Genomic DNA, 26,874 nt, shown 5'->3' with positions numbered 1-26,874 from the left:
TCACGGAGCGGCATTCCTGGACGAACAGCCTGCCCGGGGCACGTGCGAGTAGCGGGACCGCTCAGCCAATGTCAGACCCCTGCGGAATCATGACGCTCGGAAGCCGGGTCGACCTTGCTGGAGGGGCACGTGGTGAATGCCGACCTGATACGGGACCTCGGCAGGTCAGACCGGTACGAGGCAGCAGCAGACGCGTTGGTCACGTTCGGCGCCGACGGGGTGGAGCAGTTGGTGCGGGAGGTGATGGACGCGGAGTCCCCGGTGGGCTGGCGGCCGATCACCGCCGTACTGGGGCGGATCGGGGAGGCGGGGTTCGACGGTCTGCTCCAGGGGCTCGTCTCCGCGTCCACCGAGGAGTCCCGCAAGCGAGTCGGCTTCGCGTTCTCCCAGCTCGGCGTGGCCGTTCTCGACCGTTACACCGCAGCCCTCACTCACCCCGCGCCGCTCGTGCGCCGTCAGGCCGTCCGTGGGATCGAGCACTGTGGCGAGGCCGGCCAGTCGGCCGCCGTCCTGCTGCCGCTGCTCGGCGACCCGGACCAACGGGTCGCGCGGCAGGCTCAGGACACTCTGATCCGAACAGGCGAGCACGTGTTTCCGCTGCTCCGGCACGTTCGGGAGCGGGGGCCGGGCCGGCAGCGGGCGCGGGCGTTGACCGTACTCGCAGAACTCGGTGGCGAACCGGCGCTGTCGCGCGCCGACATGGCCGCGATCGAGCGACTCATCCGCATCAAGCTCCGGGACGATCGCCCCGAACCGCTGTGGGCCTGCTGGAACCACTGGATGGCCGTCCCCGGCGGAGACCAGGCCGGGATCATGCGTGTCCTCGGCCTGACCGCCGCACGGCCTGTGACCTTCGCGCTCGGCAACGACATCGTTGACGCAGACGGCCACGGCTGCGACACGGACGAACACACCGGCTACGAACGGGTCTTCGTCACCCCGGAACTCGATGGCTGGACTCTCGTCCTCGGCGCCTGGTGCGACCCGCACGGTCAGGAGCGCCGTGAGGACGTGCTGCGTCTGTGCACCGAACTCAGTGTCCGTTACGGCCGGGCCCAGGCGTACTACTACGGCGGCCAAGGCGACGGCTCCGCCTGGCTTGTTGCCGAGGATGGCACGGTGATCCGGCGTTACGGCGAAACCGGCGAGGCGGAGGACGAGTTGCTGACGCTCGGCGAGCCGCTGCCGTACGAACGAGCACGCCGCATGGAACTGGGTCTGCACCCCGACTGGGACCCTGCGCAGGAGAGCGAGGACGACGAGGACGAGTGGCGGTGGACCGCTCACGACCTCGCCCCGGACATCGCCCGTTCCCTGGGCGCCGCAAGCCCACTCGACGTCACCGCCGACACACCGTCACGCGGCACCGGCGTCATCGCCCTGACTCCGTACGGTGTCGCCCACGGCGTACCGGCGGGCGCCTACCGCATCTGAGTCACGGCGGCAAGGATCGCGCCGATGCTCCGTGCTCGACAATCCCTGCCCTCGATGTGCTCCCGCAACGGCATCCTTCCGGCCGGCGCACGCTTCCCGTGCTCGTCCGGCGGGAGATCGCCGAGGAGGACGGGACGCCGTGGAAGCAGGGGATGGCGGAGCGGGCGGCGACACTCGCGTATGTCCTTGCCAAGGGGTAGGCGCTCTGGGCCCCGGTGTGAGGCCCAGCGGTGTTAGCCGTGATCTTGCATGAGGTCCCTGAGCTTGCTCCCGCGCCCTTTCTGCCCGCTCAGAGCGAACCACCCCGGATGCGGGCGATAGCGTGCAGCACCTCGCCGCGGTTCTTGGCGTGCTTGATCCAGGTCGGCAAGCGGGCGATGAGCGTCATCTTCTGCCCGGTGTCGTACCAGGGGGGCGCGCTCGCGCAGGGTCGCGGCGACGTAGTCGTGGATGAGAGTGAGGTGCTGCGGGTTGTAGGCCCAGAGCCAGCCGTGGCGAGTCTCGGTTTGCAACAGCAGCGGGAGCCCGAAGTACGGGTCGGTCATGCCGTGTGCGGTGCCGTGCGGGAAGATCAGCTCACGACGCGCGTGGGCCTTCGTGAGGCCGCAGTGGGGGCAGGTGAGCCGTCGCGGGGCGAAGAACGGACGGTGGCCGGGTTCCGGATCGGAAGCGGGCCGTACAAGGGCACTCCGCATGCACCGCGGACAGACAACGCTGATCTCAGGCAGGAAGTCGTAAGCGGTCCGCCGGGGATCGCGGAACCGCCGCCTCGACGGGCGGCGCGGAATCGTGGACACCCGCCGAGTATGGTTGGCGGCGCTTTCACCTGCACACCAATACCGGCCCTCTGACCTGGCGAATCCGGGTCAACGCGTCCCGCCCCAGAGCCGCGGCCTCGGTCGTGCTGCCGAGGCGGGCACAGCCGATCGTTGTCGGTTCCAGGTGGCATGATCCGCGGCATGAATCTCCCCCTCGTCTTTGTCGGCCTCGACCAGGTGGACTGGGCACAGTTTCACCATGCCTACGGCTCCGCGGAGGACGTCCCCGCGCTGCTTCGGGATCTCGCGTCCCCGGTGGAGGAGACTGCCGCCGAGGCGGAGCAGGAGTTGTGGAGCAGCATCGTGCACCAGGGCACGGTCTACACGGCGACAGCGCCCGCGGTGCCCTTCCTCGCGCGACTCGTTGTCGAAGGCGTGCGCCGGAGCGCCCTGGTGGGCATGCTCGGTGTGATCGCCCAGAGCGTCGACGAGCACGATCTGCCGGTGCCCGGCGCGGCCCGCGGCGCCGTTGCAGCGCAGCTGGGACTGCTCCTGCCGTTGCTCGCGGACGACGATCGCGAGGTGCGGCGGACCACAGCGTGGACGCTGGCCCAGTGCCGGTCGGCGGCCGGCCCCGATGCGCGTGCGGCGCTGCGGGCCCGCTGGGCGGCGGAGAGCGATCCGATCGTGCGCGCGGACGTGCTGACGGCCTGCGCGCTCCTGGATCCCGATGCGGCCGAGGAGCTGTGCTCCGCGGTGCTCGCCGGAAACGAGCCGGCGCCGGTTCAGGTCGCGGCCCTGCTGGCCATCGCCGACTGCGACCTGCCGTGGAACACGGACGCGACCGCGCGCGTCACGACATTGGTCCCGTTGGAGCGACACGGGTTCGGCGCCCTGTGGGAGCGGGAGCCGCTGCAGGCGCTCACCAAAGCCCTGCAAGCGCGCGGCGAGGCCGACACTGCCATCGACGTGGTCCGCTCCGCGCTTGGGCGGGCCGTGACGCTGCGGCTTCAGGGGAGCGAGCATGCGCAGGCCGCCATCACTGAGGCGCGGTGGGCCGCCGAGTCCCTCGCCCGCCGCTCACGAACCGCCCCGGCGCGGCTGCTCCCCGAGTTGCTCCCCCTGCTCGACGATCCGGCCACCGTGGCCGACGTGATCCCGCTGCTGCGAACCTGGTGTCAGCCGGCCTCAGAGGCGGTCCCGGCCCTGCTTGCCCTCGCGCAGGGCGATGGCGAATCGGCCGACGAGGCCCTCGCTGCGCTGGTGTGCCTAGGCGCCCCAGAGGCGACCCGGCTGCTCGCCCGCCACCTGCCCGAGCGGCCCCGCGCGCTGGAGGCCGCGTATCGCCTCGCGACCGGTGAGACCCGTACGCCGGGTCATACCCACACGCCCAGTGAGGACCGGACGCCGCTGCCTTACGATCCCGAACTGCTCGCCGCGATACGCGTCCGGCTTGCCGCCGAACCATCCCACGAGCGCAGATCGGTGTTCGACGGCGGACTGGCCGCGACCAATGAACCGGTTTACCTGAGCGGGCTGCTGGCCGCCTGGGGCAGGCCGGCCAGGGCCGGCCTGCCGGAGCTGCTCGCCGCGCTGCCGCGTCATCCGCTCCCAGTCAGCCGCGCCCTGGCCATCGTGGCCGATCCCCAGGCCGACGCCCATGTGATCGAGGCGCTGCGAGCCCAAGCCGGACAGGGACCTCTGGCCACGCGCCAGGCAGCGGCAAGCGCACTCCACTCCCTGACCGGCGACGCCGACGTCCTGATCTCGGTACTCTCCGGCTTGCTGGCCAAGCGAGGCAACGGCTTGGACCACACCGTCACCGCGGCCGCCGCGCTCAAGGAGGCCGCTCGTCCCTTGCTGCCGCTGCTGCACACACTGCTGGCGGAACCGGCGCAGTCGCGCGAGACCGTGCCGGTGATCAGGGCGGCGCTCGGGGCCGCAGCGCTGGTCTGGGAGCTGACCAGGGATGAGCAGGCGGTGCTTCCGGTGATCAAGGAGGGCCTCGCCTGGGCCTCCCAGGCATGGGGCCAGGCAACGGTGAAGTGCGCCGCCGAAGTCGCTTGCCTACTCGGTCCCGCAGCCGAGCCACTCGTCCCCGACCTCCTGCCGCTGCTGGACGATCCGGAACTCTCCCCCGCTCTCGTGCTCGTCCTGACCAGCGTTTATCCCGAGGCCGACACCCCCGCCGGGCTCGCCCGGACCGCCCTGGCCGACCGCGTCCTGGCAGCAGCCCGACCCGGCTCGTACGCGCGCTCCGCTTCGGCCGTGTTGGAAGCCTTCGTCGCGCTCGGCCCGACAGCCTTCACCGCCGCTCAGCTCGACCTGATTCGCAACCTTGCGGACGGCGACCGGCGCATCGTGGGCGCTGGCCTCCAGGACCGGATCATCTTTGACGACGAACGCTTCCGCACTGAGGCCCGGAAGGTCCTGCGGACACTAACTGCCGGACTCCCCCTAAGCGGTTCCAGTCACCACCCTCAGAGTTGATCTCAGCCGACGGTGCTTATCCCTGTCCACAACCTCGCCCACCTGGGCAGACGAAGGCTCCGACCGGATCTCGGTCGGAGCCTTCGTCGTAGCTCAGTCGTGGGCGGGCTCCTGACAGCGGCCGAGATCGCAGAAGCCTCCGCCAAGTTGGCTCGTACCGGTCGAAGTGGTCCTTCTCCGAGGCCCTGGCACACCTTCCTTCCCGGAAAGAACGCTCGCCGCGAGGGGGCACTGGACTTCAGCTCAGCCAGCCGGCAATGGCGTGGACGAGTGCTTCACCACCTTGCTCGACCACGGTTCCCGCGACCAGCGCGGGCAGTGCCTGTACGACTCCTCGGAGCGCGCTGGCGCGTGCCTGAGGATTGGGCGCGGCCAGAGAGGCATCGACTGTGTCGGTCATCGCGCGTAACGCCACTGCATGGTCCAGGTTTCCTTGGTTGCGGTCGACTTCGGTACGAAAGGACGCAAGGAGCCCACGGACGGTCTCGATGTCGACGGCTCCCTGGACGGAAGCGGACTGGTGTACATGGGAGATGTTCTGACCCACGACGTTCTGGTTCGGAGCGTTGTTGCTGCCTCCGATGTGAATGCCAGAGGCGTAAGCCGGGTTCTCGCCTTCGCGGCGGCCGCGACCCGTGATCATCATTTGCCTCCCTGGGTTCCGTTGCTCTGGCCCACATCGCGGATGTCACTGCCCGCGACGTTCTGGATGGGGGCGTTGTTGTCGCCATACACCTGGATGTTGGTGATGACCGCGGCGACCTGACGCTCGTACGGCGCCGTGTCGACGCCCAGTTCCTCCAGGTACTCGGAGACGGTCCGGAAAATGCACGTCTGCATCAGCACGACGTGCCGTTTGGCGTCGTCGCTCTGGTGCATGTCGGTGACTTCCTCGGTGGAGTACCGGTCACGCAGGCTGACCAGGTCCATCTCCTCTTCGCGGTCGTTCTCATCCTGCTCACCCCGCCCGAGCCGGGTCACGGTTCGCCAGACCGTCAGCGGCCCTGACGCAGCGTCCAGGAGCGCTTGTGTGGCAACCCAGCCGAGCAGGCGGATCCCGCGCTTGGAGACCGGAGTGGAAGTCCCCCGTAGTTCGTTGTACAGGGGCGTCATCACGTGCGGTCGGACGGTGAGTCGCAGTTCTCCCGCCTCCAGCGCGGCGTGCACGAAGACGCTCACTACGACCTGACCGTCCCAGCTGACGCACTGTGCACGCAGATACAGCCGGTCCGGCACGCTCGACGGCGACCGGCGCCCCCTGCCACGCAGGTTCGGCAGCTCCAGCTTCGCCACACGGGTGCGCTGCAGCCACAGCGGGGCAGGCAGTCCTTGCACCTCCGTCACGGTCAGACCTGGCAACGGATCAGTGATCTCGCGCGCTCCGCGTCCCAGTTCTCTCAGGGCCGCGCCCATACGCCGTAGTAGCTCCCATTCCCCGAACCGCCTGACCGACTCGTCCGGATCCTTGGGTACGAGCGGAATGCCGATATCGGCGGCGCCCCAGACGTCACGTCCGGCGCCGACGAAGCGCTCCGGATAGTCGTACGGCAGTTCCAGCCACGTCTGCTCGCTCCCCAGCCGGGACACCCGACGCGCAGCTTTCGGAGCCGCCCACGGCAGCCGGTCGGACGACACTCCCGCACGTGTGATTCCCGCGAGGGCCGCCCGGGCCGCCAACCGGTCACCGGCGTGCACCAGCGCCGTCGCCAACAGGAACGCGAAAGGCAGCAGGAGCAGCCCGAGCCGCAGGCCCACCATTTCGCTTCCGGTCGGCTCGTAAGGGACAACCGCGAGCACCCACGGCACGCACAGCGCGAAGTACGCGGACCTGGGAGAGGGCGCCAGCCGTGACTTCTTCACCTTCCGTGTCGCCCTCAGCGCGGCCCACCGCATCAACAGACCGATCAGGACCGCAGCGCTCCACACGACGGCGGCCCGTGGCGTGAGGTACGCCAGAGCCGCGGCTACGAGCAGCACGCCCAGCCACCGCAACCACCACCGCCTTCGCGCGCGGAGGCTGTGCGCCACCACCGGCACGAGGTCGAACCCGTACGACGGGACAGGCAGCGGCGACCCGTGCAGGACGTGATCCATCACCCACCGTGCCATCGGCTCTCCCAGCGGAGGGCAGTCGTCACTGCCCTCCAGGTAGATACGCCGACGTGTACTGCGCCGTGGCTTGTCCGCCTTGCCGCTCTTGCCTCGGACCTTGCGCCACCACGCCTTAACCGCTCTGATGCGGTCAGGGCGCGCGTACACGGCCTGGCAAAGCAGCCTGGTCACTTCCGACGAGGTCGGATTCACCTGACCGTGAGACTCCTCCGCGGCCGAAGGGCCGGCCTGAACCGGCACCTCGGGTCCGTCGACCGGCTGCTCCGCGCCCCGCTCCCGGACTCGCGACCCCCACCCCAACCCCATTGACCGCCCCCCGGTTCCTCAGTATGGCGGGCAATCTTCACGGCGCAGCCGGGACAGCACCAGATCACAAACGCGACAACGTGCTCAAGCAGCCGCTCATGGGCGAGCTTTGGCCGGATTCCGCTCCCGTCAAGAACGCATGTACTCCCGCAACGGCAGCCTCCAGGCAAACACTCACTTCCAGGGCTCGGCCGCACGTCAGCCACCAAGAGGGGGCCTCCGCACCTCCAACCCGACGGCGTGCCCATAGCGTGCCCATAAGACCGGTAAACCACGGTCAACAACGGTGCGATCCTGTGCTCCAGGGCGTCACGCCAGAGCACGTATGCCCAGGTCAGAGGCCATCCGGCTTCGCAAGCGCCCTCGCTTCCCAAGCTGAGAGCGCGAGTTCGATTCTCGTCACCCGCTCCAGATCGAAACCCCAGGTCAACGGCCTGGGGTTTGTTTGTTGTCTAGTCCAATTCGAGGGCTGCGTGCCCTCCGCGTGCCCTAAGTCGACGTCAAGTGGTCGCATCAAGGGTGTTCGGGCGTCACTCTGGACACCTCGCGCCTCGACTGTCTCGAATGGCGGGACGCATTTTCTGTGGCCTGCGCCACAAGCGCTAAGGGTCTCGGTGAAGTCGCATGCGCAAAGCCGGAGTTCACGCGGTGGGGTGTGTCAGGCCCTGGCTTGCGTATCGAGGTCGGCGAGCAAAGTGCGGATGCGGTGCTCGATCTCGTCGCGGATGGGGCGTACGGCGTCGACGCCCTGCCCGGCCGGATCGTCCAACTTCCAGTCCAGGTAGGTCTTGCCGGGGAAGACGGGGCAGGTGTCGCCGCATCCCATCGTGATCACCACATCCGATGCCTGGACGGCCTCCGTGGTCAGGACCTTGGGGGTCTCGGCGGAGACATCGATGCCGACCTCGCTCATCGCCTCCACGACGGCGGGGTTGACCGTGTCCGCGGGGGCGGAGCCGGCCGAGCGAACCTCCACCGCGTCTCCGGCGAGGTGGGCGAGGAAGGCGGCGGCCATCTGGGAGCGGCCTGCGTTGTGTACGCAGACGAAGAGGACGGAGGGGCGGTCGGCGGCGGGAGCGCTGGGCATGGTGACGTCTTCCTGGGTGGTGGGTCAGGGGAGCGCGGGTGCGGCGAGCTCGGACTCGCCGTGAACCGTTGGTGTGTCGGGCTGTGCGGGAGCCGGGCGGCCGAAGATCGCTGCCACGAGCACCAGGCCGAGTACCGCGCCACCGGCCTGTGCGGCCGTGAACGGGGCAACCGACGCGGGTGCGATGCCGGCGAAGGTGTCCGTGAAGGTGCGGCCGATCGTCACCGCCGGGTTCGCGAACGACGTGGACGACGTGAACCAGTACGCGGCGCCGATGTACGAAGCCACCGCCACCGGGGTGAAGCGGTCGCGGCCGGCTCGGGCCAGGCCGAAGATCAGGAGGACGAGGCCGGCGGTGGCCACGGTCTCGCCCAGCAGCAGGTGACCGGCCGAGCGGTCGTGCGTCGACCAGCGCGCCAGCGGCTTGCCGAACATGGCGTCGGCCAGGGCGGCACCCGCGATCGCCCCCGCGATCTGGGCGGGGACGTACGCGGCGACGTCCCGCCCGCTGGGCCCCTCGTCGTCCGTGCGCCGACCGGTGAACCAGGCCGCGAGCGTGACGACGGGGTTGAAGTGGGCGCCCGAGACGGGGCCGAGCAGCGTGATGAGGACGCCGAGTCCGAAGACGGTGGCCAGGGAGTTGGCGAGCAGCTGGACGCCGACGTCCCGGGACAGTTCGGTGGCCTGGATGCCCGAACCGACCACGACCGCGACCAGTGCGGCGGTACCGACGGCCTCGGCCAGGACGCGGCGTCGCAGCGGGGCGCCCATCACGCCGGAGTCTTCGCGGTCGACGCGGTCGACGCGGTCGACGGGGTCGTGAGGAGGGTGGCGAGCCGGTCGAGTGTCTTCGGGAGTGCCCAGTAGTAGACCCAGGTACCGCGGCGCTCGCAGTCGATGAGTCCGGCCTGCCGGAGGAGCTTGAGGTGGTGGGAGATCGTCGGCTGGGACAGGTCGAAGGCCGGGGTCAGCTCGCAGACGCAGACCTCGCCGCCCTCCCCGCGTGAGGCGATCATCGACAGCAGGCGGAGCCGGACCGGATCCCCGAGGGCCTTGAAGACCTTCGCCAGGTCGGCGGCCTGGTCCTCGTCCAGTGGTGAGGAGGTCAGCCCCGGGCAGCAGGCCGTGTCCTGGCCCAGCACCTCAAGCTCTTGATTCGACATACCTCTATGTTGACGTTCTTCGATCCAAGGCGCAAGGTTGCATCAATGAACGTCAATACAGGCCGTTCCGGGGTGCTGCCGTGCCCCCGCCTCACCTGGGAGTGAGTCATGAGCGAGCAGTCCATCGAGCTGCGCGAGACCGTCCGGCGGCGGTATGCCGCGGCAGCCGTGCAGGTGACCGAGGGTGCCGCCGCCTGTTGCGGGCCGCAGCCGGTCGAGGTCGACGAGAACTTCGGCGCCACTCTCTACGCCGACGACGAGCGCGCCGTCCTGCCCGTCGAAGCCGTCGCCGCGTCCCTCGGCTGCGGCAACCCCACCGCGGTCGCCGAACTCCGCGAGGGCGATCGCGTTCTGGACCTCGGCTCCGGCGGCGGCATCGACGTCCTGCTCTCCGCCCGCCGGGTCGGCCCGACCGGCAGGGCGTACGGGCTGGACATGACCGAGGAGATGCTCGCCCTGGCGCTCGCCAACGCGAGGAAGGCGGGAGTGGCCAACGTGGAGTTCCTCAAGGGCACCATCGAGGCGATACCGCTCCCCGCGAACACGATCGACGTGGTCGTCTCCAACTGCGTGATCAACCTGTCCGTCGACAAGCCCGCTGTCTTCGCCGAGACCTTCCGCGTCCTGAGGCCCGGCGGCCGTATCGGCGTCTCGGACGTCGTCGCCGACGACACCCTCACCCCCGAACAGCGCGCCGAGCGCGGCGACTACGTCGGCTGCATCGCCGGCGCTCTGTCCTTCGCCGAGTACCGCGAGGGCCTGGCCGCCGCCGGGTTCACGGACATCGAGATCACCCCCACGCATCCGGTCGCCGACGGCATGCACTCCGCCATCGTCCGCGCGGCCAAGCCCTCCGGCGCCGTCGAGGAGAGCCGTTCAGCTACGACAGCTGGTTCGTGCTGCGGTGTCTCCGCGTGCTGCACCTCGGACGAGCAGGCCGACGACCCCTCGACCACGGTGGCCAGAGCCAAGACCGCTGCGGGATGCGGCTGCCAGGGCTGAACAGGCACTGCCAGACGACACCGCAAGCCGCAGCCGCAGCCGCAGCCTCATGCCTTGCGTACGCCTCGCTGAGGCGCCGCTTCCCGGAGCTGTGCGCGCACCTCGGCGTCGATCCCCTTCGCCAGCTTCCGCTGGTGCTTCGCCGTCGAGTGCTGCGGCCCAGTTGCTGATCACGGCGGGAGGCAACCCCGAGCGCATGCGGAGCGCCGCCGGACGGACGAAGAAGGAAAGCATCCGCCCCCTGAAACGAGCCGTCGCCCGCGAGATCTTCCGCTGCCTGACCAGCACGGTCAACGTTCCCGGCATCGCCGACCTACGCCCGCTGCGGCAGTCCAGGAACATCACCATCACCGCCGCCGTACGGTACCTCGGGGTCTGGCCGACCAGAACCTCCGACATCGAACACGGAACCCGCCGACTCGACGATCTCACCCACGCCTACCGCAACTGGCTCCAAACCGCTTGACCACCAATAGGAGCATCATCGTCCGCAGCATGACGAAGATCGGCAGGTACGGCGACATCGGAGGACTGACCGTGCCGGGCGGGCCCTGGGTGGTGTCGACCAGCGCGCTGCTCGACTTCGGGGGCAAGGAGGTCGGCCGCACTTCCTGGTATCAGGATTGCGCGAAGCAGTCGCTGGACGACATGCCCGTCTGCCTCGCCAAGGGGGGACCTCCACGTCCAGGTGACCGAGCAACCCGCGGACCGCTACTGGAAGTTCCAGTGGATCGAGACCGCGATCTTCACCGGACTGGCCGTGGCGCTCGCGGGACCGTGCCTCTGGTGCATCCGCCAGGGCGGGCTCACCTGAGGAGAGTCGGGATCGGTGGAGGCCCGGGAGACCGGAGCACGACGTCGCTGTGTGCGGTCGCGACGCCGCCGCTCGGTCGACATGCATCACGGCGTCGTGCCCACCGCGTGCCTTTGGTAGCGGTCGACCGCGGTGCGAACCTCGCTTCGCGAGGCGGGCGCTGAGACCACATGACCGCTGGGTGACAACCATGTGGCCGGCCGAGCGCCGTCGCTTCCCGAGCCGAGAGCGCGCGAGTTCGGGGCTTCTCGCTGTGCATGGTGATCACTAGCCTTCCACGCCGCCCGTTCATCCGCTCCGGCTCGGCGACGGGGATCCGGATGTGGAGGTTGCCGAGGCCGACATCCCGGCGGCGGAGGCCGGCCGGTTCTTCCGGCCTATGGCGGTCAGCGGGATTTGCGAGCGGGGGCGGCGGGCGATCCCCAGAACGCAGGGCCAAGGGACGACGCCCCCTTGCCTGGATCAGGACAAGGGGGCGTCGGCTTCACAGGGCGGCCCTTTGATTGTGGTCAAACGCAATCACGACGGTTTGCCGCTTTGCGCTGTCCGGTAAATGCGTCGAAGGGAATACCTGAAAAGTTCCCCGATCAGGCAGACGAGGTGGCGGTGTGGCAGTAACGGTCGCCCTCCGCCGCGTTGTTCAGGCACACCTTGAGTGTGACCTTCGTCCCTTCGGCCAGGTTCCAGCTGTCCGGGGAGTAGGTACAGTCACCGTTCGACTTGGCATAAAGGGTGGTCGAGCCACCCGACCAGGTCACAGTGCCCTTGGCGGCATAGCCATCAGCCTGGTTGTCACACACGACCCACTTGTCCTGGGTACCCGAATAGGCGCCCCACCAGTCCAGGTCGCCCCCAGGATTGTCATCCGTCGTGTAGAGCAGGTAGGCGGACCCCGCCGCGTAGGCGCTGTTTCCCGTGAGGGCGAGCGCCATCGCACCGGTGGCCAGTCCAGCCACTGTGAAGGCCTTGCGGAGACTGAGCATGATTTTCCCCCTGATTCGGTCTCTGTATGAGCACCTGGTGCCGTCCGCACCCCGTCGCGCCCCATATCGTTGATGGCGCAACTTCTTTCGGATAACAGCCGTCGCACCAGGCCAGGCCAGAGACTTGGCGGCGATGTGAACCCGGTAAGTGAATAACAAAGCAATACTCAAGGTCAAGTAAGATGATCATGTAAGCAGTGGAATCGCCCGCAAACGGACAAAGTCAAAAAATCATTCGCTTCTGCGAAAAGATCAGCGTAATTGCAGAACTGCGATTATCGTGACTTCCCGTGGGGGCAGTTGCTCTGGTCCACGGCGAGGCACACGCGCACCTGCACGGCGGCCGGCCCCCACGGCGTCGGCGAAGATGAAGTCGGCACGACCTCGAACTCGTCGGCCTGGTAGGCCTGTTCGGACACCGTGTGATCCGGCGTCACCGGAAGGCACGAGGAGAAAGGGTCCGGAAAACGGTGCGGAGAAACGGTGCGGACATGGCGGGCGGCGGTTCTGGGGTCGGCTCGGACGGGCGCCGGGCCGGTGCTCCCGTCGTGGCCGAGGCCCTGCGGATCACCGGCCGTGAGCGGCGGCCCGTGTTCGGCTCCGCGGCCGTGGCCGGCGCCGCGGCGCTGCTTGTCGGAGGGGGGACCGTGGCAGCCGGGTTCGCCGCGTCGTGGGGGCTCTTCCTGGCGGCCAGGAGAGACGCCGAGTCCTCCATCGAGAACGAGGACTCCTACGTCGCCTACGCCGACCAGTGGAGCAGCCTCGTCAAGGTCGCGTTCGGCGTGTACCCGCTGCTGCTCCTCGTCGCCGTGGTCCTGGTCGCCTGGCTGCTCACCGCCCAGGCCGTGACCGCCGCGTACGCGCGGGAACGCGCGGCGTCGGGCGCCGACGCCGTCACGGCCCCCGGTGCTCTCACCCTCCGCGCGCTGTGGTGCCGCTCCCGTCCGCACCTCGGGGCCGCCCTCCGCGTCCAGTTGCTGACGCTGCTGTGCGCCCTCGTCCCGGGGCTGGCGGGCCTGCTCGTCCTGGCCGCCATCCAGCTGGAGATGGTGCCCGGGGTGGTGTGGCCCACGTACCACGATCCCGCGACCCCGCAGTTCATCCTGGTGGGCCGGATCCTGCCCGTCGTGATCTGGGCCCTCGGGTTCGTCCTCCTGACCCGCTTCTCACTGGCCACCGCCGTACGGGTGGCGGACCGCTCATCGGCGACGGCGGCGATGCGCCGTTCCTGGACGCTGACCCGTACGGCACGGCTGCGCACCACCGGGGTCTGCCTGCTGGGCACGGTCGCGGTCGTCGCCGCCTTCACGGTGCTGAAGTGGCTCGGGACGTACGTGGCGCACTGGGCGGGGCTGCTCATGCTGGCCACCACCGACGACAACGTGTGGGTGACCGGGGTCCTCGTGATCATCACCCCGGTGGCGGTAGCGCTTCTGCTCCTGCCCGTGGCGCTGGCGCCGGTCGGCGTCCTGCTCGCCTGCCTGCGCGAGCGGCTCGACACAGACGCGGGCCCGGCCGGGGCGCCGTCCGGCGCCCTGGCCGGGTAGGCCTCGACGAGGGGTGCGGGCATCCGCCGCCTGTGCACCCGCACGACGAGGAAGGCGGTAGACCCCGGCGGGCGCCCGGCATCCGGTTCTGGGCGACGGGGGAGGCCCTGACGCGGCCGCCGGAAGCCCGCGCCGGTCAACCGGGGCCCCCGCTGAGGGGGTTGGTCAGTGGACGGAGCCGGCGGCGGCGACGACGGCTCGGTCGACCGCTCCCGGGCTGATCGAAGGAACGTCGTGGCCCGAGCGGGTGTAGATGATGTGGGCGCCCACTCGGTTCGCCTCGAACTTCTGGGCCGCCGTCGGTACGGCGTGGTCCTCGGTCGAGATGACCGCCCACTTCGGCGTGTTCACCGGCGGATTCACCGTCGCCTTGTCGGTGAACGCCGAAAGGGCGACCGGTTCCTGAGTGACCGAGGCGACCTGGACGTCCGACTTCGACAGCCCGTTTCCGTAGACGGTCCCGAACTTGTCGGCCTTGAGGTACACGTCGGTGTCACCGCCGGGCAGGGGAACCGTGCGGAAGTTCTCCGGAATGAGCTGCGACCCGGGGAACTGCCCGATCAGCGAGCCTGCGGTTTCTCCGGCCTTCGGAATGAGGGCCGCCACGTACACGAGGGCCTTGACCTTCGACGTCCTCGCGGCGACCTGGCTGACGACCTCGCCCGCGTAGGAGTGGCCGACCAGCACGACGGGACCCTTGACGGACTTCACCTGTGCCTCGACGTAGGCGCTGTCGAAGGCCAGGCCGCGCAGCGGGGTGTCGATCGCGAGGACCGGGTAGCCGTGGCGTCGCAGGTAGCCGATCTCGCTGTGCCAGCTGGAGGAGTCGGCGAACGCCCCGTGGACCAGCACCACCGTCGGCTTCGCGCGGTGCGCCGTCCGCGAGGCGACGGCGTGGTCGTTCTCGGTGGTCGTGACGGCGCTCGCGTTCGTCACGGCCAGCGAGGCCACGACCGCGCCACTCACAAACCCGGCGGCGGCCAGCGCTTTGATTCGAGCGGTGGACTTCATGTGGTGTTGTTCCTCTCGGGTTGTGATGCTCAAAAGGCAGGGGGAAGCGGCGCATTCCGCAGGGGCATGGAAACCGAATGTGTCGCGGCCGGCGGCGCCTCGCGGAATCGACTATGGCGGCCGTGGCGGCGGAGGGCTAATGCCGATCCTGCTTCTTTCCATGTCGAACCGGCATGAGCCGGTGGAACCGCCCGCCTTTCATCGGCATTTCCAGTACTGAATTCCTGATGCCCGAAGCGGAGGGAGCCGCCGACAGCGCGGTGGTGCGGACACCACGACGGGTACGAACGGGCACGGTCGTCAGTGGGTGGCCGTCATCGCCGTGACCGGACGACGAGCATGTGCGGGCGGTGACGCGTCGCGTCGCCGGTGTGCACCGCGCTCCGCGGTCGGCCGTGGCGCGTCGCGGGGGCGACGACTCCGGGGCGATGACCCCGGAACGCAGCGACAGGCCAAGTGACGTGCGCCCAGCGGATGCCGCTCCGGTGTCCCACTCCGCCCATCCCGTACGGAGAGTCGAACAACGATGCCCGAAGAGCTGCCTGCCCGGTCCGAGGCGAGGGCCAGACCGCCCAGTGGACGGGCCGACGACGCGGTCACCCGCCGACGGTCGGCCGTGTTCTTGTCGACCGTCCTCACCACGTTCCTCGTCGCCTCCAGTGCGCCCACTCCGCTCTACCCTGTCTACCGGGCGAGTTGGCACCTCTCCTCCGGCACGGTCACCGTGGTCTACGGCGTGTACTGCCTGAGTGTCCTGGTCGCGCTCCTCACCGTCGGCGCGCTCTCCGACCATGTCGGCCGACGCCCGGTCATCGGCGCCGCGCTCGCCCTCGAAGCGCTGTCCATGCTGCTTTTCCTCCAGGCCGGCGGCGTGACCTCGCTGATCCTCGCCCGGACGCTCCAGGGACTGGCCACGGGTGCCGCGACGAGCGCGCTGGGTGCCGCCCTGCTCGACGTGACCACGCGGTGGGGCCCCCTGTTCGTCAGCATCGCTCCGCTCGTCGGCATGGCGTTGGGGACGATCGGCACGAGCCTGCTCATGGACCTGATCCCGGCTCACCTCGGCAGCGTGTACACGCTGCTGTTCAGTGCACTGGCCGTGCAGATGCCGGGGCTGGCCTTCCTGCCCGAGTCGAGGTCGCCGAGGCCGGGAGCCTGGCCGTCGCTGCGACCACGGATCCGCGCTCCCCGGTCGAGCCGGCGGGCCCTCCTCGTCACCGCACCCGTGTTCGTGGCCGTCTGGGCCCTGGGCGGTTTCTACCTGTCCCTCGGGCCGGATCTGGTCCAGGGCATCACGGGATCCGCGTCGTCGACCGCCGACGGCCTGATCGTGTCCCTGCTGACCGTCAGTGCGGTTCCCGCCGTGCTGCTGACCCGGCATGCCGACGCCGGCCGAACGGCTCTGGGCGGCTGCCTGCTGCTGACGACGGGAGTGGCCGTCACGCTGCTGGCCGCGCACCGCGACTCCGCCACCGCCCTGTACGTGGGGACCGCGGTGGCCGGCGCCGGATTCGGTCCCGCGTTCCAGGGCGGCCTCCGTCTGGTGACGGCGAACGTCCTCGCGGTGGAACGGGCGGGGCTGATGGCCGCCGTCTACACCATCACTTATACGTCGATGTGCGTTCCGGTACTGGTCGTGGGTCTGCTCGTCGGCGAATACGGGCTCCTGCACTGCACGTTGTTCTTCGGTATTTTCGTCATGGCGCTCTCGTTGACACCGTTCGTGGGTCTGGGGAAACTCTCCCCCCACATATCGAATAGGGGTACGGCATAGTGGTCATCAACAACGCGCGCATGCGCTTCCCGGTGCTGCTGGCATTTCTGGCGGCTGTCCTCGTCACGGTGACGAGCGCGTCGGTCACCGCGCGGGCCGACGACACGGAAAGCAAAGCGCCCGCCGATTTCGTGGCGCTCCACGATGTGGCCCCCGCGATTCTTCAGGAAATCCGCTACGCCACGCCTCATGACTTCATCGGCACGCCGATCAACGGCTATGTCGAACCGCTGTGCATCGTCACGGCCCCGACGGCGCAGGCCCTGGCGAAGGCCGAGCGGTACTTCCTGACGCAGGGCTACACGCTGAAGGTGTACGACTGCTACCGGCCGCAGCGCGCGGTGGACCAGTTCGTCGACTGGGCCCAGGACCTGACCGACCTGAAGATGAAGGACGAGTTCTACCCGCGGGTGGACAAGGCCGACCTCTTCACCGACGGGTACATCGCGGCGAAGTCGGGGCACAGCCGGGGCAGCACGATCGACCTCACGCTCGTGAAACTGCCGGTCCACCCGACGCGTCCCTACGTTCCCGGGGAGAGGCTCGAGCCGTGCTACGCGCCGGCGGCGCAGAGGTTCCCGGACAACTCGATCGACATGGGCACCGGGTACGACTGTTTCGACACGCTCGCGCACACCCTCGACCCGCGCGTCGTGGGAGTCCAGCACCGCAACAGGCTGCTGCTCAAGAACGAGCTCGAGTCCCTCGGCTTCGTGAATCTCGCGGAGGAATGGTGGCACTTCACCTTCGCCGCCGAGCCCTACCCGGCCACGTATTTCGACTTCCCCGTCTCCCGGTCCTCGCTGACCGGCTGACCGCGCGGCGAAGGAAGCAGGAGCCATGACCGAGCACCCCGCCTCCCCACCGTCCGGATCCCGCCGCGGACCCCTGGTGGTACTCCTCTTCGGCGTCCTGCCGGTCGGCGTCACCCAGGACGGGCGCTGGGTCCGGCGTCCCGGAACACCCCTCGTCCGGTGATTCCGGTGATGAAATCCGGGGCTTGCCGATTGTCGCGCCGAGCGGCGGAGAATGCGGGCAGGGCTGCGCGCATGACAGGGCGGCCCTACGCCGATGAGCGGCCCCGTTATGTCGGTCAATCATGGTCGGATACGTCTGGCGGCGCCAATGCCGATTCGCGCGGAAGTCATGCCGGTCGGGCATCGCCAAAGCCCAAGACACTTTTTCGGATCGCAGTTCGACAGGAAAAGCGGCGTGACTAACATGGCGTCATGGATATCGACCTCCGACGTCTCCGCTATTTCGTGACGGTTGCCGAAGAGCTCAGTTTTGTACGTGGTGCCGAACGCCTGAAGATGACGCAGCCCGCACTGAGCCGACAGATCCGTGCCCTGGAGGACGATCTCGGAGCGTCGCTGCTTCAGCGCGGCCCGCTGGGTACGGCGCTCACCCGGGCCGGCGGTCAGCTGCTGGAGGACGCACGGCCCCTGCTCGCGGCATCGCTGGCTCTTCAGCGGCGGGTCCGGCTCGCCAGCCGGGAGGGGCACCACTTCACCATCGGCTTCATGCCCGGTGTCATAGTCACGCCGATCGTCAGGCGGTTCCGGGCGCTGGCGCCGGAGGTCAATGTGCAGGTGCTGCACACGGCACCCACCGACCAGGTCGACTATCTGCTCGACGGTCGTGTCGACGTCTGCTTCGTCCGGTTACCGCTGCCGGTCGACACCTTCGAGATCGTTCCCCTGTTCCCCGAGCCGCGGGTCGCGGCGCTCTCCGACGAGCATCCGCTGGCCCGGGCGCGGACCGTCCACATCACGGAACTGACGCCGTACCGCTTGCTCCAGGACTCCGCTGACGTACCGGAGTGGCGCGGCACCGACTTCGACGCGGCGGCGCGCAACCGTCCGGAAGCCGAACGGCCCACCTCGATCGAGGAGAGCCTGGAAGCCGTCGCGTCCGGCACCGGATTCATCGTCGTCCCGGCCGGCCTCGCCGATTTCTATCGTCGCCCCGACATCCGTTACGTCCAGCTCACCGGGGTCGCCCCGCGCATGGTGGCGCTGGCGTACACCAAGAACCGGAAGATGCCGTCCATCGACCAGTTCGCCAGGATCGTGATCGCGGCACTGGGTTCGGCATAGAGCGGCACTGGGTTCGGCACAGAGCGGCGCCGGGTTCGGCACAGAGCGGCGCCGGGTTCGGCACAGAGGCGCACGCGTCGGCGGGCGAGATCGCGCTGTCCTGTCGCCATGTCCGATCGGCATGACGGTTCGGGTAATCGGCATTGGCGCGCCGAGCCGTGGCCAGCGAAGCTCTCCGGCAGAAGCAACTCGCTCTGAAAGAAGAGGGTTTGATGATGTGCCATCGCGGTTTACTCGTGCCGGACACGAGATGACTTCCTACGACTATGTGGTCGTCGGCGGCGGGACGGCGGGCTGTGTGCTCGCGGCGCGGCTGTCCGAGGACGCGGCGGCGGAGGTGCTTCTCGTGGAGACCGGCACGGCGCTCGGGCCGCCGGCCATGCACCTCCCGGTCGGGTTCCCGCTCATCCCGGCCAAGGAGATCCTCTGGTCGCGCTGGACGACCCCGCAGCGCGGGACGCTGTCGCGCAGCCATCACTGGCCCAGCGGGCGGGTCCTCGGAGGATCGAGTTCGGTCAACGCGATGATGCACGTCCGCGGGCACCGTGCCGTGTACGACGCCTGGGCGGACAACGGTGCGAAGGGCTGGAGCCACACCGAGCTGCTGCCGTACTTCCGCCGGACGGAGACGGCGATGGGCCGCGACCCCGCCCTGCGGGGCGTCATCGGGCCGGTGTGGGCGGCGCCGACGACCCAGCTCGACGACGGCTCGTTCACTTTCCTCGACGCGCTCACCGAGGCCGGTCACGCTCTCACCGACGACATCAACGGTGCACGGCAGCACGGCGCCTTCTGGTGCGACCTGGCGGGGGCGGGCGGCCGTAGGCAGAGCGCCGCGGACGCCTATCTGGTGCCGGTACTCGACCGGCCCAATCTGCACCTGGCCACGGAGGCGGACGTCAGCCGCCTGCTGATCGAGCGCGGATGCTGCACCGGCGTGGAATACACGTCCTTCGGCACAGTGGAACGCGCCGAGGCGCGCGGCGAGGTGATCGTGGCGGCCGGCACGGTGGGCTCCGCTCACCTGCTGCTGCTCTCCGGTGTCGGCCCCGCGGCACATCTGCGTGATGTCGGGATCCCGGTGCTGGCCGATCTCCCCGGAGTCGGCGCCAATCTGCACGATCACCTCCAGTGCCCGGTGGTTTTCGAGGCGGAGCGGCAACTGACCACCAGCCATGGTTTCAGCACGGTCGGTGCCCTGGTGCACAGCGGCGCGACAGCCGTGCCGGACGTCCAGCTGATGCTGCTCGACGCTCCGGCGGACATTGCAGGCGCCGGGACACCCGAACACGGACACACGCTCGCCTTCGCCCACACGGCGCCCGTGAGCCGGGGAACGGTCCGGCTCAGGAGCCCGAACCCGGGCCGGCTGCCGTTGATCGACCCGAACTACCTGGCCGACAGCGCTGACGTGTCGGCCATGCTCGCGGCCCTCGGCATCGCGCGGGAGATCGGCGGCATGCCCGCCTGGGGCCGGTGGGGTGCTCGGGAGACCGCTCCGGGAAAGGGGGACGACCTCGTCGCCCACATCCGCGGGAACGCGGCGACCTTCCACAACCCCGTCGGCACGTGCCGGATCGGGACGGACGACCTCGCTGTCGTCGACCCGGACCTGCGGGTGCACGGCGTCGACGGTCTGCGTGTCGCGGACGCCTCGGTGCTGCCGTCCATTCCCAACACCGGAGTCAACGCGACCGTCCTGGCTGTCGCAGAACGGGCCGCCGACACCATCCGACGCGATGCACGACGGCCCTGAACATCAAGGAGCGGTGACCGTGAAGTTCTTGTGGCGCCTGGTGGATGAAACCCTCGTCGGTGCGGTGATCTACGCACTCACGTGCCGGCTGCCCCGCAACTCACCCCGTACGGACGTCACGCGTGCGACGCGGCGGGGTCCCGTGTGATCCATCCCGCATTCGGCGACCTCCCGGCCGTGACACGAGCGCGCAAGTGGGCTGATGCCGAACCGGCATACCGGCCCGCCGGATCGGCATTGGCGACGAATGACCGCCCCGGGTCAGGATGTTCGACGTGACCCACACCTGAGCGCGGCGGTCGTCGAGCCGGAGTGCTGAACGAACACCGCGCCACGAGCCGCGCCCGGCCGGTCGAGACCGCCGGTACCGCGGCGACTTCCCCGGGTCGCAGAACCGCACCCCCATGTGCTGTGCACACAACATCCGCCGAGCCGGCGGGGCTTCGCCGTGCCCTGTCCCGCTCTGCCCTCACGGAAGGCCGATCGATGTCCCACCACCAGGATTCAGCTGCCGCGAAACAGGACCCACGCCTGGACATCAGCGATGTCTACCTGTTCAGGGGAAGGACCGGAACGGTCTTCGTCATGAACACCAACCCGGTCTCGGCCGACAAGGGTTTCCACCCCGAGGCGCTGTACGAGTTCCACATCGACACCGACGACGACGCGGTGCAGGACCTGACGTTCCGGTTCAGATTCCTCGCCACCGAGGCGGACGGCCGGCAGGGCTGGGTGCTCGACCGGCTCGACGGTGCCGAGACCGCCGACCGCAACGCCTCGGGAGCCCTCGTCGCCACCGGCAGGACGCAGGAGATCGTCACCACGGTGGACGGCGTCAACGTCTTCGTCGGCCGGGCCGGAGACCCGTTCTACCTCGACGGCACCGTCGTCACGGCGGTCCTGACCGCCCTCCGGAACGGTACGGCGGTGGACCTGTCCGCGTTCGACCCGCAACGGGCCTCGAACCTGTTCGCCGGCACCAACGTCACCGCCGTCGTCCTCGAAGTCCCGGACGAACTCCTCGGACGGGGGACGATCGGGGTCTGGGCCACCACCGCGCTGGACGACCACCACGGCGGCTGGATGCAGATCAACCGGTGCGCGACCCCGCTCGTCAGCACGTTGTTCGACGTCACCGAGGCCGGCTTCGACGACTACAACGCCACCGATCCACGGGACGACCTCGCCCACTACGGAGACCTCGTACGCCGGAAGGTCGCGGGTCTCGTGGCCGCCAACGGCACGCACGCCGACCCGGAGGGCTACGGCGCCGCGACACGGGACGCCGTCTTCCCGGACGTCCTGCGCTACCAGGTGGGCACCGAGGCCGACTTCGGAGCGAAGGCCCGCAACGGCAGAGGGCTCACCGAGTCCGCCCCCGAGACGATGTTCGAGATCGTGCTGAACGCGCCCGTCCCCATGGGCCTGGACGCCGGCCACGCCACCGGCATGCTGCGCGCCGTGTTCCCGTACCTGAGCGCACCGGCCTGACGCCGCCAGGACAGCAGTCCCACCCTCACGTCCTCAGGTCCGTGCGGCGAAGCCCGCTTCGTACCCGTCCCTTCCGGAACCAGGAGATTCCTCCATGTCCCGCCGAATCCTGACCGCCTGCGCGAGCTTCGGTTACGTGTTCATCGCGCTGTTCTTCGCCGCCCTGCTGATCGCCCACTGGATACCGCCGATGGCGCCGAGCTGGTCGGCGGAGCGGGTGACGGCCTTCTACACGGACCACGCCAACTCGATCCGGGCCGGCCTCGTGGTCATGCTCGTCGGCGCGGTGACGACGGCACCTTTCGTCGCCGCGCTGTCGAGCCTGATCCGGCGCATCGACTCGCGGCTGGCTCCGCTGGCCGCCACCCAACTCGTCTGCGGTGCCGCCAACGTGGCCGCGATCTTCGTACCCGTCCTGATCTTCACCGCGACGGCCTACCGGCCGGACCGTTCGCCCGACATCACGATGGCGCTCAACGACACGGCCTGGATCACCCTGGTCATGAACGCGTTTCCGGCCGTCGGGCAGGCCGTCGCGGTCGGAGTGGCGATCCTGGCCGACAAGCGCACCACGCCGCTCCTGCCGCGCTGGGCCGCGTACCTGAACTTCTGGATGGCCTTCCTCTTCCTGCCCAGCATCCTGCTGACCTTCTTCAAGACCGGCCCCTTCGCCTGGAACGGCATCCTCTCGTTCTGGGTCGCGGCCGGTGCCTTCGGCGCCTGGTTCCTCGTCATGACACCGCTGATGGTGCGGGCCGCGAGCCGGGTGGACGACGACCGGGCCCCGGCCGACCTGGAACCCGCGGTATGACCGCCACGGCGGCCCGGACCGAACACCCGGCGCCCCAGCGGCACCGCCACATCCCCGGAGAGGCGGGACTGTGGGTCTTCCTCCTCGGCGACATGATCATGTTCTCGGTGTTCTTCGGCTTCGTCGCGGTACTGCACGGCCGGCAACCGAGGATGTTCCGGGCCTCTCAGCAGGCCCTCCATCCAGACCTGGGACTCCTGAACACCCTGCTCCTGCTGATCGCTTCGGCGCTGGTGGCCCGCGGGCTACGGCAGCTCCGATCCGGCGGACCCGCACGGACACTGCCATGGGCGCTCCTGTGCGCGCTCGGGTTCGCCGCCGTCAAGGGCGTCGAATACGCGCTCGTGATCCACGACGGACACACACCGAGCAGCAACGACTTCTTCATGTACTACTTCGTGTTCACCGGCATCCACCTGGCCCACCTGGCGATCGGGATCGGCGCGCTGACGTTCCTCATCGTCCTGTCCCGTCGGCCGGCTCCGAGCCGGGGCCGGCTGCTGGCCGCCGAGGGGGCGGCCGCGTACTGGCACATGGTGGACCTGCTCTGGCTCGTCCTCTTCCCGCTCTTCTACCTGGTGGCGTGACACATGTGGGTCTTTCCGGTACTCGTCCTGGCCACGTTGTCGAGCTGGCTGCTGGGCATCGAGGGCAGCACGTCGACCCTGATCGGCTGCGCGGTCGTCGCGATCGCGCTGGTCAAGGTACGCCTGGTCGGCCTGCACTTCATGGAGCTGCGCGACGCCCCGGCGGCCCTCCGCGGCGCCTTCGAGGTCTACGTCGTGGCCACGGGCGCCACTCTGCTCAGCCTCTACGTATTCCTCTGAAATCGCCGGACAATTCGCCAGGCCAATTCGGCATGGCAGGCGACGATATCGGCATTGGCGATACGCGTCGACTTCCTCAATAATTTTCCCAGCGACTCCCTTGTGGAGGGGAGTTCACGAGCGGTGGAGGTGAAAAAAATGAAGAAGCAGCACTCCTGGTGAATTCATCGGCCGCTCCGGTACTTGTTCGGGTCCGGAGCGGCCGCACATTCCGCGCAACATCCGTCATCGCGAGAAACAGGATCCAATACCTTGCGGGCCCCTCGACCTTCGGTGCCGGCGCCGCTGCGCCGTTCCGCGTTCAGAAAGCTCTGGTCCGCCACCACCCTGGCGGCCCTGGGTGATGCCATCTCCTCGGTGGCCCTGCCGCTGGCCGCGATCGAGGTCCTGGGCGCCGACGCCGTCCAAAGTGCCGTCCTGTCGGCCGTGATCTGGCTCCCGAGCCTGTTCCTGGCCATGCCGGCCGGTGCCTTCGCCGACCGTACGGGACACCACCGCGGGCTCCTGGCCGGCGCCAACCTCCTGCGGGTCGCCGCCCTGAGCAGCGTGCCGATCGCAACGGCCTTCGGCCTGCTCTCGCTCGTCCAACTGGCCGTCGTCCTGGCCGTCATCGGCCTGTGCTCGGTGCTGTCGAACGTCAGCGAGAGCGGTCTGTTCGCCACCACCCTGCCGTCCGAGCTCTACGTCGCCGGGCAGGCGGCCTCCTACACGGGCCAGACCGCCGCGATCCTCGCCGGACCTTCCCTCGGTGGTCTCCTGGTCCAACTCGCGGGTGTCCCGGCGGCTGTCGGTGTGGACGCGGCCACGGCCGTCACGGCCGCCCTGTTCCTCCTCCGACTGCGCCCGGCGGAGCGCCGCCACGAACCCGGCACCCCCGAGAGCCGCGACCGGCGCACAGGCTTGGCCTTCATCCGGCGAAACCCGCTGATCAGGACAGCACTCGCGGTCACCGCCACCGGCAACTTCTTCAACATGCTCTTCCTGTCGGTGCTCGTCTGGTACTACGTCCACCAGCTGTCCCTGACCAGTGCCCAGGTCGGGTTCGTGTTCAGCGTGCAGGCCATCGGCGGACTCGCCGGCGCGGCCCTGGCCTCCCGGCTCGCCCACCGCATCGGTCTGGGCCGGATGCTCCTGGTCGGCTGCGTGCTGTCGCACGCCCCGCTCCTCGTGATCCCCGCCGTCGGCGCCACCGGAAGCCTCGTCTTCGCCCTGGTCCTGGCCTCGACGCTGCTGGGCGGCGTCGGCGAATCCGTCCAGGACATCTCCGTCGGCTCGGTGTTCGCGCTGGTGGTGCCCCCTCACCTTCGCTCGGGGACCCGGGGCGCGTACCAGACCGTGAGCTTCGGCCTGCGTCCGCTGGGCTCGGTCACCGGCGCCCTCATCGCCGCGACAGCCGGGATCCCCGTGGCGCTGTGGGCCGGCGCGATCGGCGGAACCCTTGCCTGCCTGTGGCTTCTTCCCTCGCGCCTGCTGTCGTTCAGCGGCCAGGACGACCCGTCCGAACAGCCCGAAAGCACCACGGTTCTCTCGCAATGAGGCTCAGCCCTCTGAACGGGGCTTACGAGACGCTACGTTCCCGGCATGCAGCAGCCCTCGGAAAAGGTTCCCGCGCCCCTCGACGGCCCGGCCGTCGACGTCTCCGATGCCCATGAGCTACTCCTCGGCTACCTGGACTGGTACCGCGAGGCCCTGATGCGCAAGCTCACCGGACTGTCCGACGACCAGCTCCGTGCGCCGGTCGAACCGCTCGGCTGGTCGCCGCTCGGCCTGGTCCAGCATCTGTCCTGGGTCGAACGCCGCTGGTTGCGCTGGGGGTTCGGCGCCGAGGACGTCACCGCCCATCCACCCGGCGGAGACGCCGAAGAGTGGACCGTCGCCGCCGGCACCTCCACTGCCCGGGTCATGTCCGCCTATCAAGCGGAGGTGGCTGTCTCCGACTCCCTCGTGAGGAACGCCGCCCTGAACGACAAGGCGCGTGTCGGAGGCCGATTCGCGGCGCCCGAGCAAGCGCCCACGCTCGGGCGGATCCTCTTTCACCTGCTCCAGGAGTACGCCCGTCACGTCGGCCACCTCGACGTCGCGCGCGAGCTCATCGACGGTGAGACCGGCGAGTGAGGCACATGGGGCTGCGGACGCGGCGCGCGACAGCCTCGAGGCAGGTTCATATGAGTCTGTTGCGGATGGCGTAGGACACCGCGTGGACGCGGTTGCGCAGTCCGAGGCGGTTGATGACTCCGTAGAGGATCTTCTTGATGTTGCGTTCGGAGTAGCACATCGTGTCGGCTATCTCGGCGAGGTCCAGGCCCTGCGCGACCAGCCGGAGCACGTCGATCTCCCGTGTGTTCAGGCCGGACTGCGTCAGGCCCTTGGGCACCAGCACGTTGCGCTGGAGGCGGTCCGCCTGGTCGAGCAGTTCGCCCTGTACCGCGGACGGCAGCAGCGCTTCGCCGGCGGCCACCGCCAGCACGGCACGGATCAGGGACTGCGGCTGCGCCTCGGCCCGCCAGAGCACGGCCCGTATCCCGCTGCGGGCCGCCACCGTCAGGTCGGCGTACCAGCCGTCGCTGACCACGAGGACGATCCGTGCCGGGGGCGGCATGGGCAGACTGCCCAGCGTCTCCAGCGTGGAGTTGTCGGCTGTCCGGATCGCGGCCACCACGACGTCCGCCTCCCTCACCGTGGTGAGCGCCACCTCCGGTCCGCGGCTCAGCCCGGCCGCCAGTCCGGCGTGTGTCACCGGGTCCGCGGCGTCGACGGCCACCGACACCGGGGCCGGGGGGAGCCGTCTCATGGCATCGGCGTGCGGCCGCAGGCCCGGTCCGGCCGCGTCGTGCGGACGTCTGCCACCCGGTGAGCCGGTGCTTGTCGGGCTGGTCGTGGGACGCCGGTCCGGTTCGACCTGGCGCCGCATCGGCACCAGCCGCGGCGGGACTTCCATCGGATTGCTTCTCCCGGATCTTCCGGTCATGAGGGACAGGCACGAACCAGGGAGAGAACCGACCGCCGTGGAGTGCCGCCGGATGCCGGAACGCTCGGAGCGCGTCCGGTGGAGGGCGTGGCGTCGCCCCGGTGGCGGCGTGATCCCATGGTGCTTCCTTTCGTGGGGTGCGTCCGCCCCGGAAGGCGTGGGCGTGCTCCCGCGAGGAGACGGTCATGTGACCGCGTCCCCGCCTGACGCGCGAAGAGCCCGTCGCTGCGCGGCTGCTCTCGATCGGCGGTGTGCGTCCCCGGACCACGACGGTGGCCGACAGTCCTGGCGTGCCCGGCATCGTGCACAACTGCCGTGGCGGCGGGCGACGTTGTGGCCTTTTCCGCCGGTCCGACCATGGTGGACCGGTTGAGGGTGACCGCGCCAATGCCTATCTGTTCGATTCTGAAGCCGTTTCGGCATATGCCGTGATGGGCGTGG

At 69.3% G+C, this 26,874-nt stretch carries 25 protein-coding genes; 17 read left to right on the top strand and 8 right to left on the bottom strand.

The window, feature by feature from the left end; translation table 11 throughout:
- Positions 1 to 129 precede the first annotated feature (129 nt).
- Positions 130 to 1,434: a HEAT repeat domain-containing protein gene (locus AAW13_RS22420; protein WP_046726964.1), complete on the top strand. Its 1,305-nt coding sequence runs from the start codon at positions 130 to 132 to the stop codon at positions 1,432 to 1,434.
- Between the two features lie 959 nt (positions 1,435 to 2,393).
- Positions 2,394 to 4,682: a HEAT repeat domain-containing protein gene (locus AAW13_RS22410; RefSeq protein ID WP_143145029.1), complete on the top strand. Its 2,289-nt coding sequence runs from the start codon at positions 2,394 to 2,396 to the stop codon at positions 4,680 to 4,682.
- Positions 4,683 to 4,920: 238 nt separating this feature from the next.
- Here the strand turns inward: AAW13_RS22410 and AAW13_RS22405 are convergent, their stop codons facing one another.
- The 5 genes from AAW13_RS22405 to AAW13_RS22385 all read right to left on the bottom strand — a co-directional run bounded on the left by AAW13_RS22405 (position 4,921) and on the right by AAW13_RS22385 (position 9,350).
- Positions 4,921 to 5,328 carry a hypothetical protein gene (locus AAW13_RS22405; RefSeq protein WP_240528693.1) on the bottom strand — a complete coding sequence of 136 codons (408 nt, stop codon included), beginning with the start codon at positions 5,326 to 5,328 and terminating at the stop codon, positions 4,921 to 4,923.
- Positions 5,325 to 6,986: a hypothetical protein gene (locus AAW13_RS46890; RefSeq protein ID WP_240528692.1), complete on the bottom strand. Its 1,662-nt coding sequence runs from the start codon at positions 6,984 to 6,986 to the stop codon at positions 5,325 to 5,327. The genes AAW13_RS22405 and AAW13_RS46890 overlap by 4 nt, the downstream gene beginning before the upstream one ends.
- 772 nt (positions 6,987 to 7,758) lie before the next feature.
- The gene (locus tag AAW13_RS22395; protein WP_046726966.1) at positions 7,759 to 8,187 is read right to left on the bottom strand and encodes an arsenate reductase ArsC; all 429 of its coding nucleotides are present in this window, start codon (positions 8,185 to 8,187) and stop codon (positions 7,759 to 7,761) included.
- A gap of 24 nt (positions 8,188 to 8,211) precedes the next feature.
- Positions 8,212 to 8,958, bottom strand: a complete 747-nt coding sequence (locus AAW13_RS22390) for an aquaporin (protein ID WP_046726967.1) — start codon at positions 8,956 to 8,958, stop codon at positions 8,212 to 8,214.
- Positions 8,958 to 9,350, bottom strand: coding sequence for an ArsR/SmtB family transcription factor (locus AAW13_RS22385; RefSeq protein WP_046726968.1), 393 nt, complete (start codon positions 9,348 to 9,350; stop codon positions 8,958 to 8,960). Before AAW13_RS22385 ends, AAW13_RS22390 begins: the two co-directional genes overlap by 1 nt.
- Before the next feature lie 108 nt (positions 9,351 to 9,458).
- On the opposite strand from AAW13_RS22385, the gene arsM reads away from it, so the two are divergent.
- From arsM to AAW13_RS47445, 3 genes are all read left to right on the top strand, one after another.
- Positions 9,459 to 10,352 (top strand): arsenite methyltransferase, encoded by an 894-nt coding sequence (gene arsM / locus AAW13_RS22380; protein ID WP_046726969.1) that lies wholly within the window; start codon positions 9,459 to 9,461, stop codon positions 10,350 to 10,352.
- Between the two features lie 196 nt (positions 10,353 to 10,548).
- Entirely contained in the window at positions 10,549 to 10,818 is a 270-nt protein-coding gene (locus AAW13_RS46885) for a hypothetical protein (RefSeq protein ID WP_240528691.1), read from the top strand.
- Between the two features lie 222 nt (positions 10,819 to 11,040).
- Entirely contained in the window at positions 11,041 to 11,166 is a 126-nt protein-coding gene (locus AAW13_RS47445; protein ID WP_276207597.1) for a hypothetical protein, read from the top strand.
- 587 nt (positions 11,167 to 11,753) lie between these two features.
- Here the strand turns inward: AAW13_RS47445 and AAW13_RS22365 are convergent.
- Positions 11,754 to 12,149, bottom strand: coding sequence for a hypothetical protein (locus AAW13_RS22365; protein WP_046726971.1), 396 nt, complete (start codon positions 12,147 to 12,149; stop codon positions 11,754 to 11,756).
- 491 nt (positions 12,150 to 12,640) lie between these two features.
- Between AAW13_RS22365 and AAW13_RS22360 the strand changes: the two genes are divergently transcribed.
- Complete coding sequence (locus tag AAW13_RS22360; protein WP_046726972.1) at positions 12,641 to 13,696, top strand: hypothetical protein; 1,056 nt, start codon at positions 12,641 to 12,643, stop codon at positions 13,694 to 13,696.
- A 165-nt stretch (positions 13,697 to 13,861) separates the two neighbouring features.
- Here the strand turns inward: AAW13_RS22360 and AAW13_RS22355 are convergent, their stop codons facing one another.
- On the bottom strand, positions 13,862 to 14,707 hold the full coding sequence (locus tag AAW13_RS22355; protein WP_046726973.1) for an alpha/beta hydrolase: 846 nt from the start codon (positions 14,705 to 14,707) through the stop codon (positions 13,862 to 13,864).
- Positions 14,708 to 15,233: 526 nt separating this feature from the next.
- Between AAW13_RS22355 and AAW13_RS22350 the strand changes: the two genes are divergently transcribed.
- From AAW13_RS22350 to AAW13_RS22305, 11 genes are all read left to right on the top strand, one after another.
- The gene (locus tag AAW13_RS22350) at positions 15,234 to 16,481 is read left to right on the top strand and encodes an MFS transporter (RefSeq protein ID WP_046726974.1); all 1,248 of its coding nucleotides are present in this window, start codon (positions 15,234 to 15,236) and stop codon (positions 16,479 to 16,481) included.
- Positions 16,482 to 16,501: 20 nt separating this feature from the next.
- On the top strand, positions 16,502 to 17,296 hold the full coding sequence (locus AAW13_RS22345; protein ID WP_046727137.1) for a M15 family metallopeptidase: 795 nt from the start codon (positions 16,502 to 16,504) through the stop codon (positions 17,294 to 17,296).
- A 25-nt stretch (positions 17,297 to 17,321) separates the two neighbouring features.
- The gene (locus AAW13_RS45990; protein WP_167391725.1) at positions 17,322 to 17,459 is read left to right on the top strand and encodes a hypothetical protein; all 138 of its coding nucleotides are present in this window, start codon (positions 17,322 to 17,324) and stop codon (positions 17,457 to 17,459) included.
- A 251-nt stretch (positions 17,460 to 17,710) separates the two neighbouring features.
- Positions 17,711 to 18,580 carry a LysR family transcriptional regulator gene (locus tag AAW13_RS22340; RefSeq protein WP_046726975.1) on the top strand — a complete coding sequence of 290 codons (870 nt, stop codon included), beginning with the start codon at positions 17,711 to 17,713 and terminating at the stop codon, positions 18,578 to 18,580.
- 250 nt (positions 18,581 to 18,830) lie between these two features.
- Complete coding sequence (locus tag AAW13_RS22335; RefSeq protein WP_046726976.1) at positions 18,831 to 20,336, top strand: GMC family oxidoreductase; 1,506 nt, start codon at positions 18,831 to 18,833, stop codon at positions 20,334 to 20,336.
- Positions 20,337 to 20,822: 486 nt separating this feature from the next.
- A complete protein-coding gene (locus AAW13_RS22330; protein ID WP_046726977.1) occupies positions 20,823 to 21,827 on the top strand; it encodes a DUF4331 family protein in 1,005 nt (334 codons plus the stop codon).
- 94 nt (positions 21,828 to 21,921) lie between these two features.
- A complete protein-coding gene (locus AAW13_RS22325) occupies positions 21,922 to 22,638 on the top strand; it encodes a hypothetical protein (protein WP_046726978.1) in 717 nt (238 codons plus the stop codon).
- A complete protein-coding gene (locus tag AAW13_RS22320) occupies positions 22,635 to 23,225 on the top strand; it encodes a cytochrome c oxidase subunit 3 (RefSeq protein ID WP_046726979.1) in 591 nt (196 codons plus the stop codon). Before AAW13_RS22325 ends, AAW13_RS22320 begins: the two co-directional genes overlap by 4 nt.
- A gap of 3 nt (positions 23,226 to 23,228) precedes the next feature.
- The gene (locus AAW13_RS22315; RefSeq protein ID WP_046726980.1) at positions 23,229 to 23,465 is read left to right on the top strand and encodes a cytochrome C oxidase subunit IV family protein; all 237 of its coding nucleotides are present in this window, start codon (positions 23,229 to 23,231) and stop codon (positions 23,463 to 23,465) included.
- A gap of 252 nt (positions 23,466 to 23,717) precedes the next feature.
- On the top strand, positions 23,718 to 25,001 hold the full coding sequence (locus AAW13_RS22310; RefSeq protein WP_167391724.1) for an MFS transporter: 1,284 nt from the start codon (positions 23,718 to 23,720) through the stop codon (positions 24,999 to 25,001).
- A gap of 45 nt (positions 25,002 to 25,046) precedes the next feature.
- Entirely contained in the window at positions 25,047 to 25,580 is a 534-nt protein-coding gene (locus AAW13_RS22305; RefSeq protein ID WP_046726981.1) for a DinB family protein, read from the top strand.
- A gap of 46 nt (positions 25,581 to 25,626) precedes the next feature.
- On the opposite strand, the gene AAW13_RS22300 is transcribed toward AAW13_RS22305, so the two are convergent.
- Positions 25,627 to 26,256 (bottom strand): response regulator transcription factor, encoded by a 630-nt coding sequence (locus AAW13_RS22300; protein WP_052768444.1) that lies wholly within the window; start codon positions 26,254 to 26,256, stop codon positions 25,627 to 25,629.
- Between the last annotated feature and the right edge of the window lie 618 nt (positions 26,257 to 26,874).

Source organism: Streptomyces humi (assembly GCF_001005085.2).
In the GTDB taxonomy this organism is placed as follows: Bacteria; Actinomycetota; Actinomycetes; order Streptomycetales; family Streptomycetaceae; genus Streptomyces; species Streptomyces humi.
This window is presented reverse-complemented; position numbering and strand designations above follow the sequence as displayed.

What these genes read in the sequence shown, in the direction of transcription:
- AAW13_RS22365 (WP_046726971.1), bottom strand. Translation starts at nt 12,149, where the DNA reads ATGCTCAGTCTCCGCAAGGCCTTCACAGTGGCTGGACTGGCCACCGGT.
- AAW13_RS22390 (WP_046726967.1), bottom strand. Translation starts at nt 8,958, where the DNA reads ATGGGCGCCCCGCTGCGACGCCGCGTCCTGGCCGAGGCCGTCGGTACC.
- AAW13_RS22315 (WP_046726980.1), top strand. Translation starts at nt 23,229, where the DNA reads ATGTGGGTCTTTCCGGTACTCGTCCTGGCCACGTTGTCGAGCTGGCTG.
- AAW13_RS22335 (WP_046726976.1), top strand. Translation starts at nt 18,831, where the DNA reads ATGACTTCCTACGACTATGTGGTCGTCGGCGGCGGGACGGCGGGCTGT.
- AAW13_RS22345 (WP_046727137.1), top strand. Translation starts at nt 16,502, where the DNA reads ATGCGCTTCCCGGTGCTGCTGGCATTTCTGGCGGCTGTCCTCGTCACG.
- arsM (WP_046726969.1), top strand. Translation starts at nt 9,459, where the DNA reads ATGAGCGAGCAGTCCATCGAGCTGCGCGAGACCGTCCGGCGGCGGTAT.
- AAW13_RS45990 (WP_167391725.1), top strand. Translation starts at nt 17,322, where the DNA reads ATGACCGAGCACCCCGCCTCCCCACCGTCCGGATCCCGCCGCGGACCC.
- AAW13_RS22405 (WP_240528693.1), bottom strand. Translation starts at nt 5,328, where the DNA reads ATGATGATCACGGGTCGCGGCCGCCGCGAAGGCGAGAACCCGGCTTAC.
- AAW13_RS22360 (WP_046726972.1), top strand. Translation starts at nt 12,641, where the DNA reads ATGGCGGGCGGCGGTTCTGGGGTCGGCTCGGACGGGCGCCGGGCCGGT.
- AAW13_RS22305 (WP_046726981.1), top strand. Translation starts at nt 25,047, where the DNA reads ATGCAGCAGCCCTCGGAAAAGGTTCCCGCGCCCCTCGACGGCCCGGCC.
- AAW13_RS22300 (WP_052768444.1), bottom strand. Translation starts at nt 26,256, where the DNA reads ATGAGACGGCTCCCCCCGGCCCCGGTGTCGGTGGCCGTCGACGCCGCG.
- AAW13_RS22320 (WP_046726979.1), top strand. Translation starts at nt 22,635, where the DNA reads ATGACCGCCACGGCGGCCCGGACCGAACACCCGGCGCCCCAGCGGCAC.
- AAW13_RS22350 (WP_046726974.1), top strand. Translation starts at nt 15,234, where the DNA reads ATGCCCGAAGAGCTGCCTGCCCGGTCCGAGGCGAGGGCCAGACCGCCC.
- AAW13_RS46885 (WP_240528691.1), top strand. Translation starts at nt 10,549, where the DNA reads ATGCGGAGCGCCGCCGGACGGACGAAGAAGGAAAGCATCCGCCCCCTG.
- AAW13_RS22325 (WP_046726978.1), top strand. Translation starts at nt 21,922, where the DNA reads ATGTCCCGCCGAATCCTGACCGCCTGCGCGAGCTTCGGTTACGTGTTC.
- AAW13_RS22395 (WP_046726966.1), bottom strand. Translation starts at nt 8,187, where the DNA reads ATGCCCAGCGCTCCCGCCGCCGACCGCCCCTCCGTCCTCTTCGTCTGC.
- AAW13_RS22340 (WP_046726975.1), top strand. Translation starts at nt 17,711, where the DNA reads ATGGATATCGACCTCCGACGTCTCCGCTATTTCGTGACGGTTGCCGAA.
- AAW13_RS22410 (WP_143145029.1), top strand. Translation starts at nt 2,394, where the DNA reads ATGAATCTCCCCCTCGTCTTTGTCGGCCTCGACCAGGTGGACTGGGCA.
- AAW13_RS22385 (WP_046726968.1), bottom strand. Translation starts at nt 9,350, where the DNA reads ATGTCGAATCAAGAGCTTGAGGTGCTGGGCCAGGACACGGCCTGCTGC.
- AAW13_RS22355 (WP_046726973.1), bottom strand. Translation starts at nt 14,707, where the DNA reads ATGAAGTCCACCGCTCGAATCAAAGCGCTGGCCGCCGCCGGGTTTGTG.
- AAW13_RS22330 (WP_046726977.1), top strand. Translation starts at nt 20,823, where the DNA reads ATGTCCCACCACCAGGATTCAGCTGCCGCGAAACAGGACCCACGCCTG.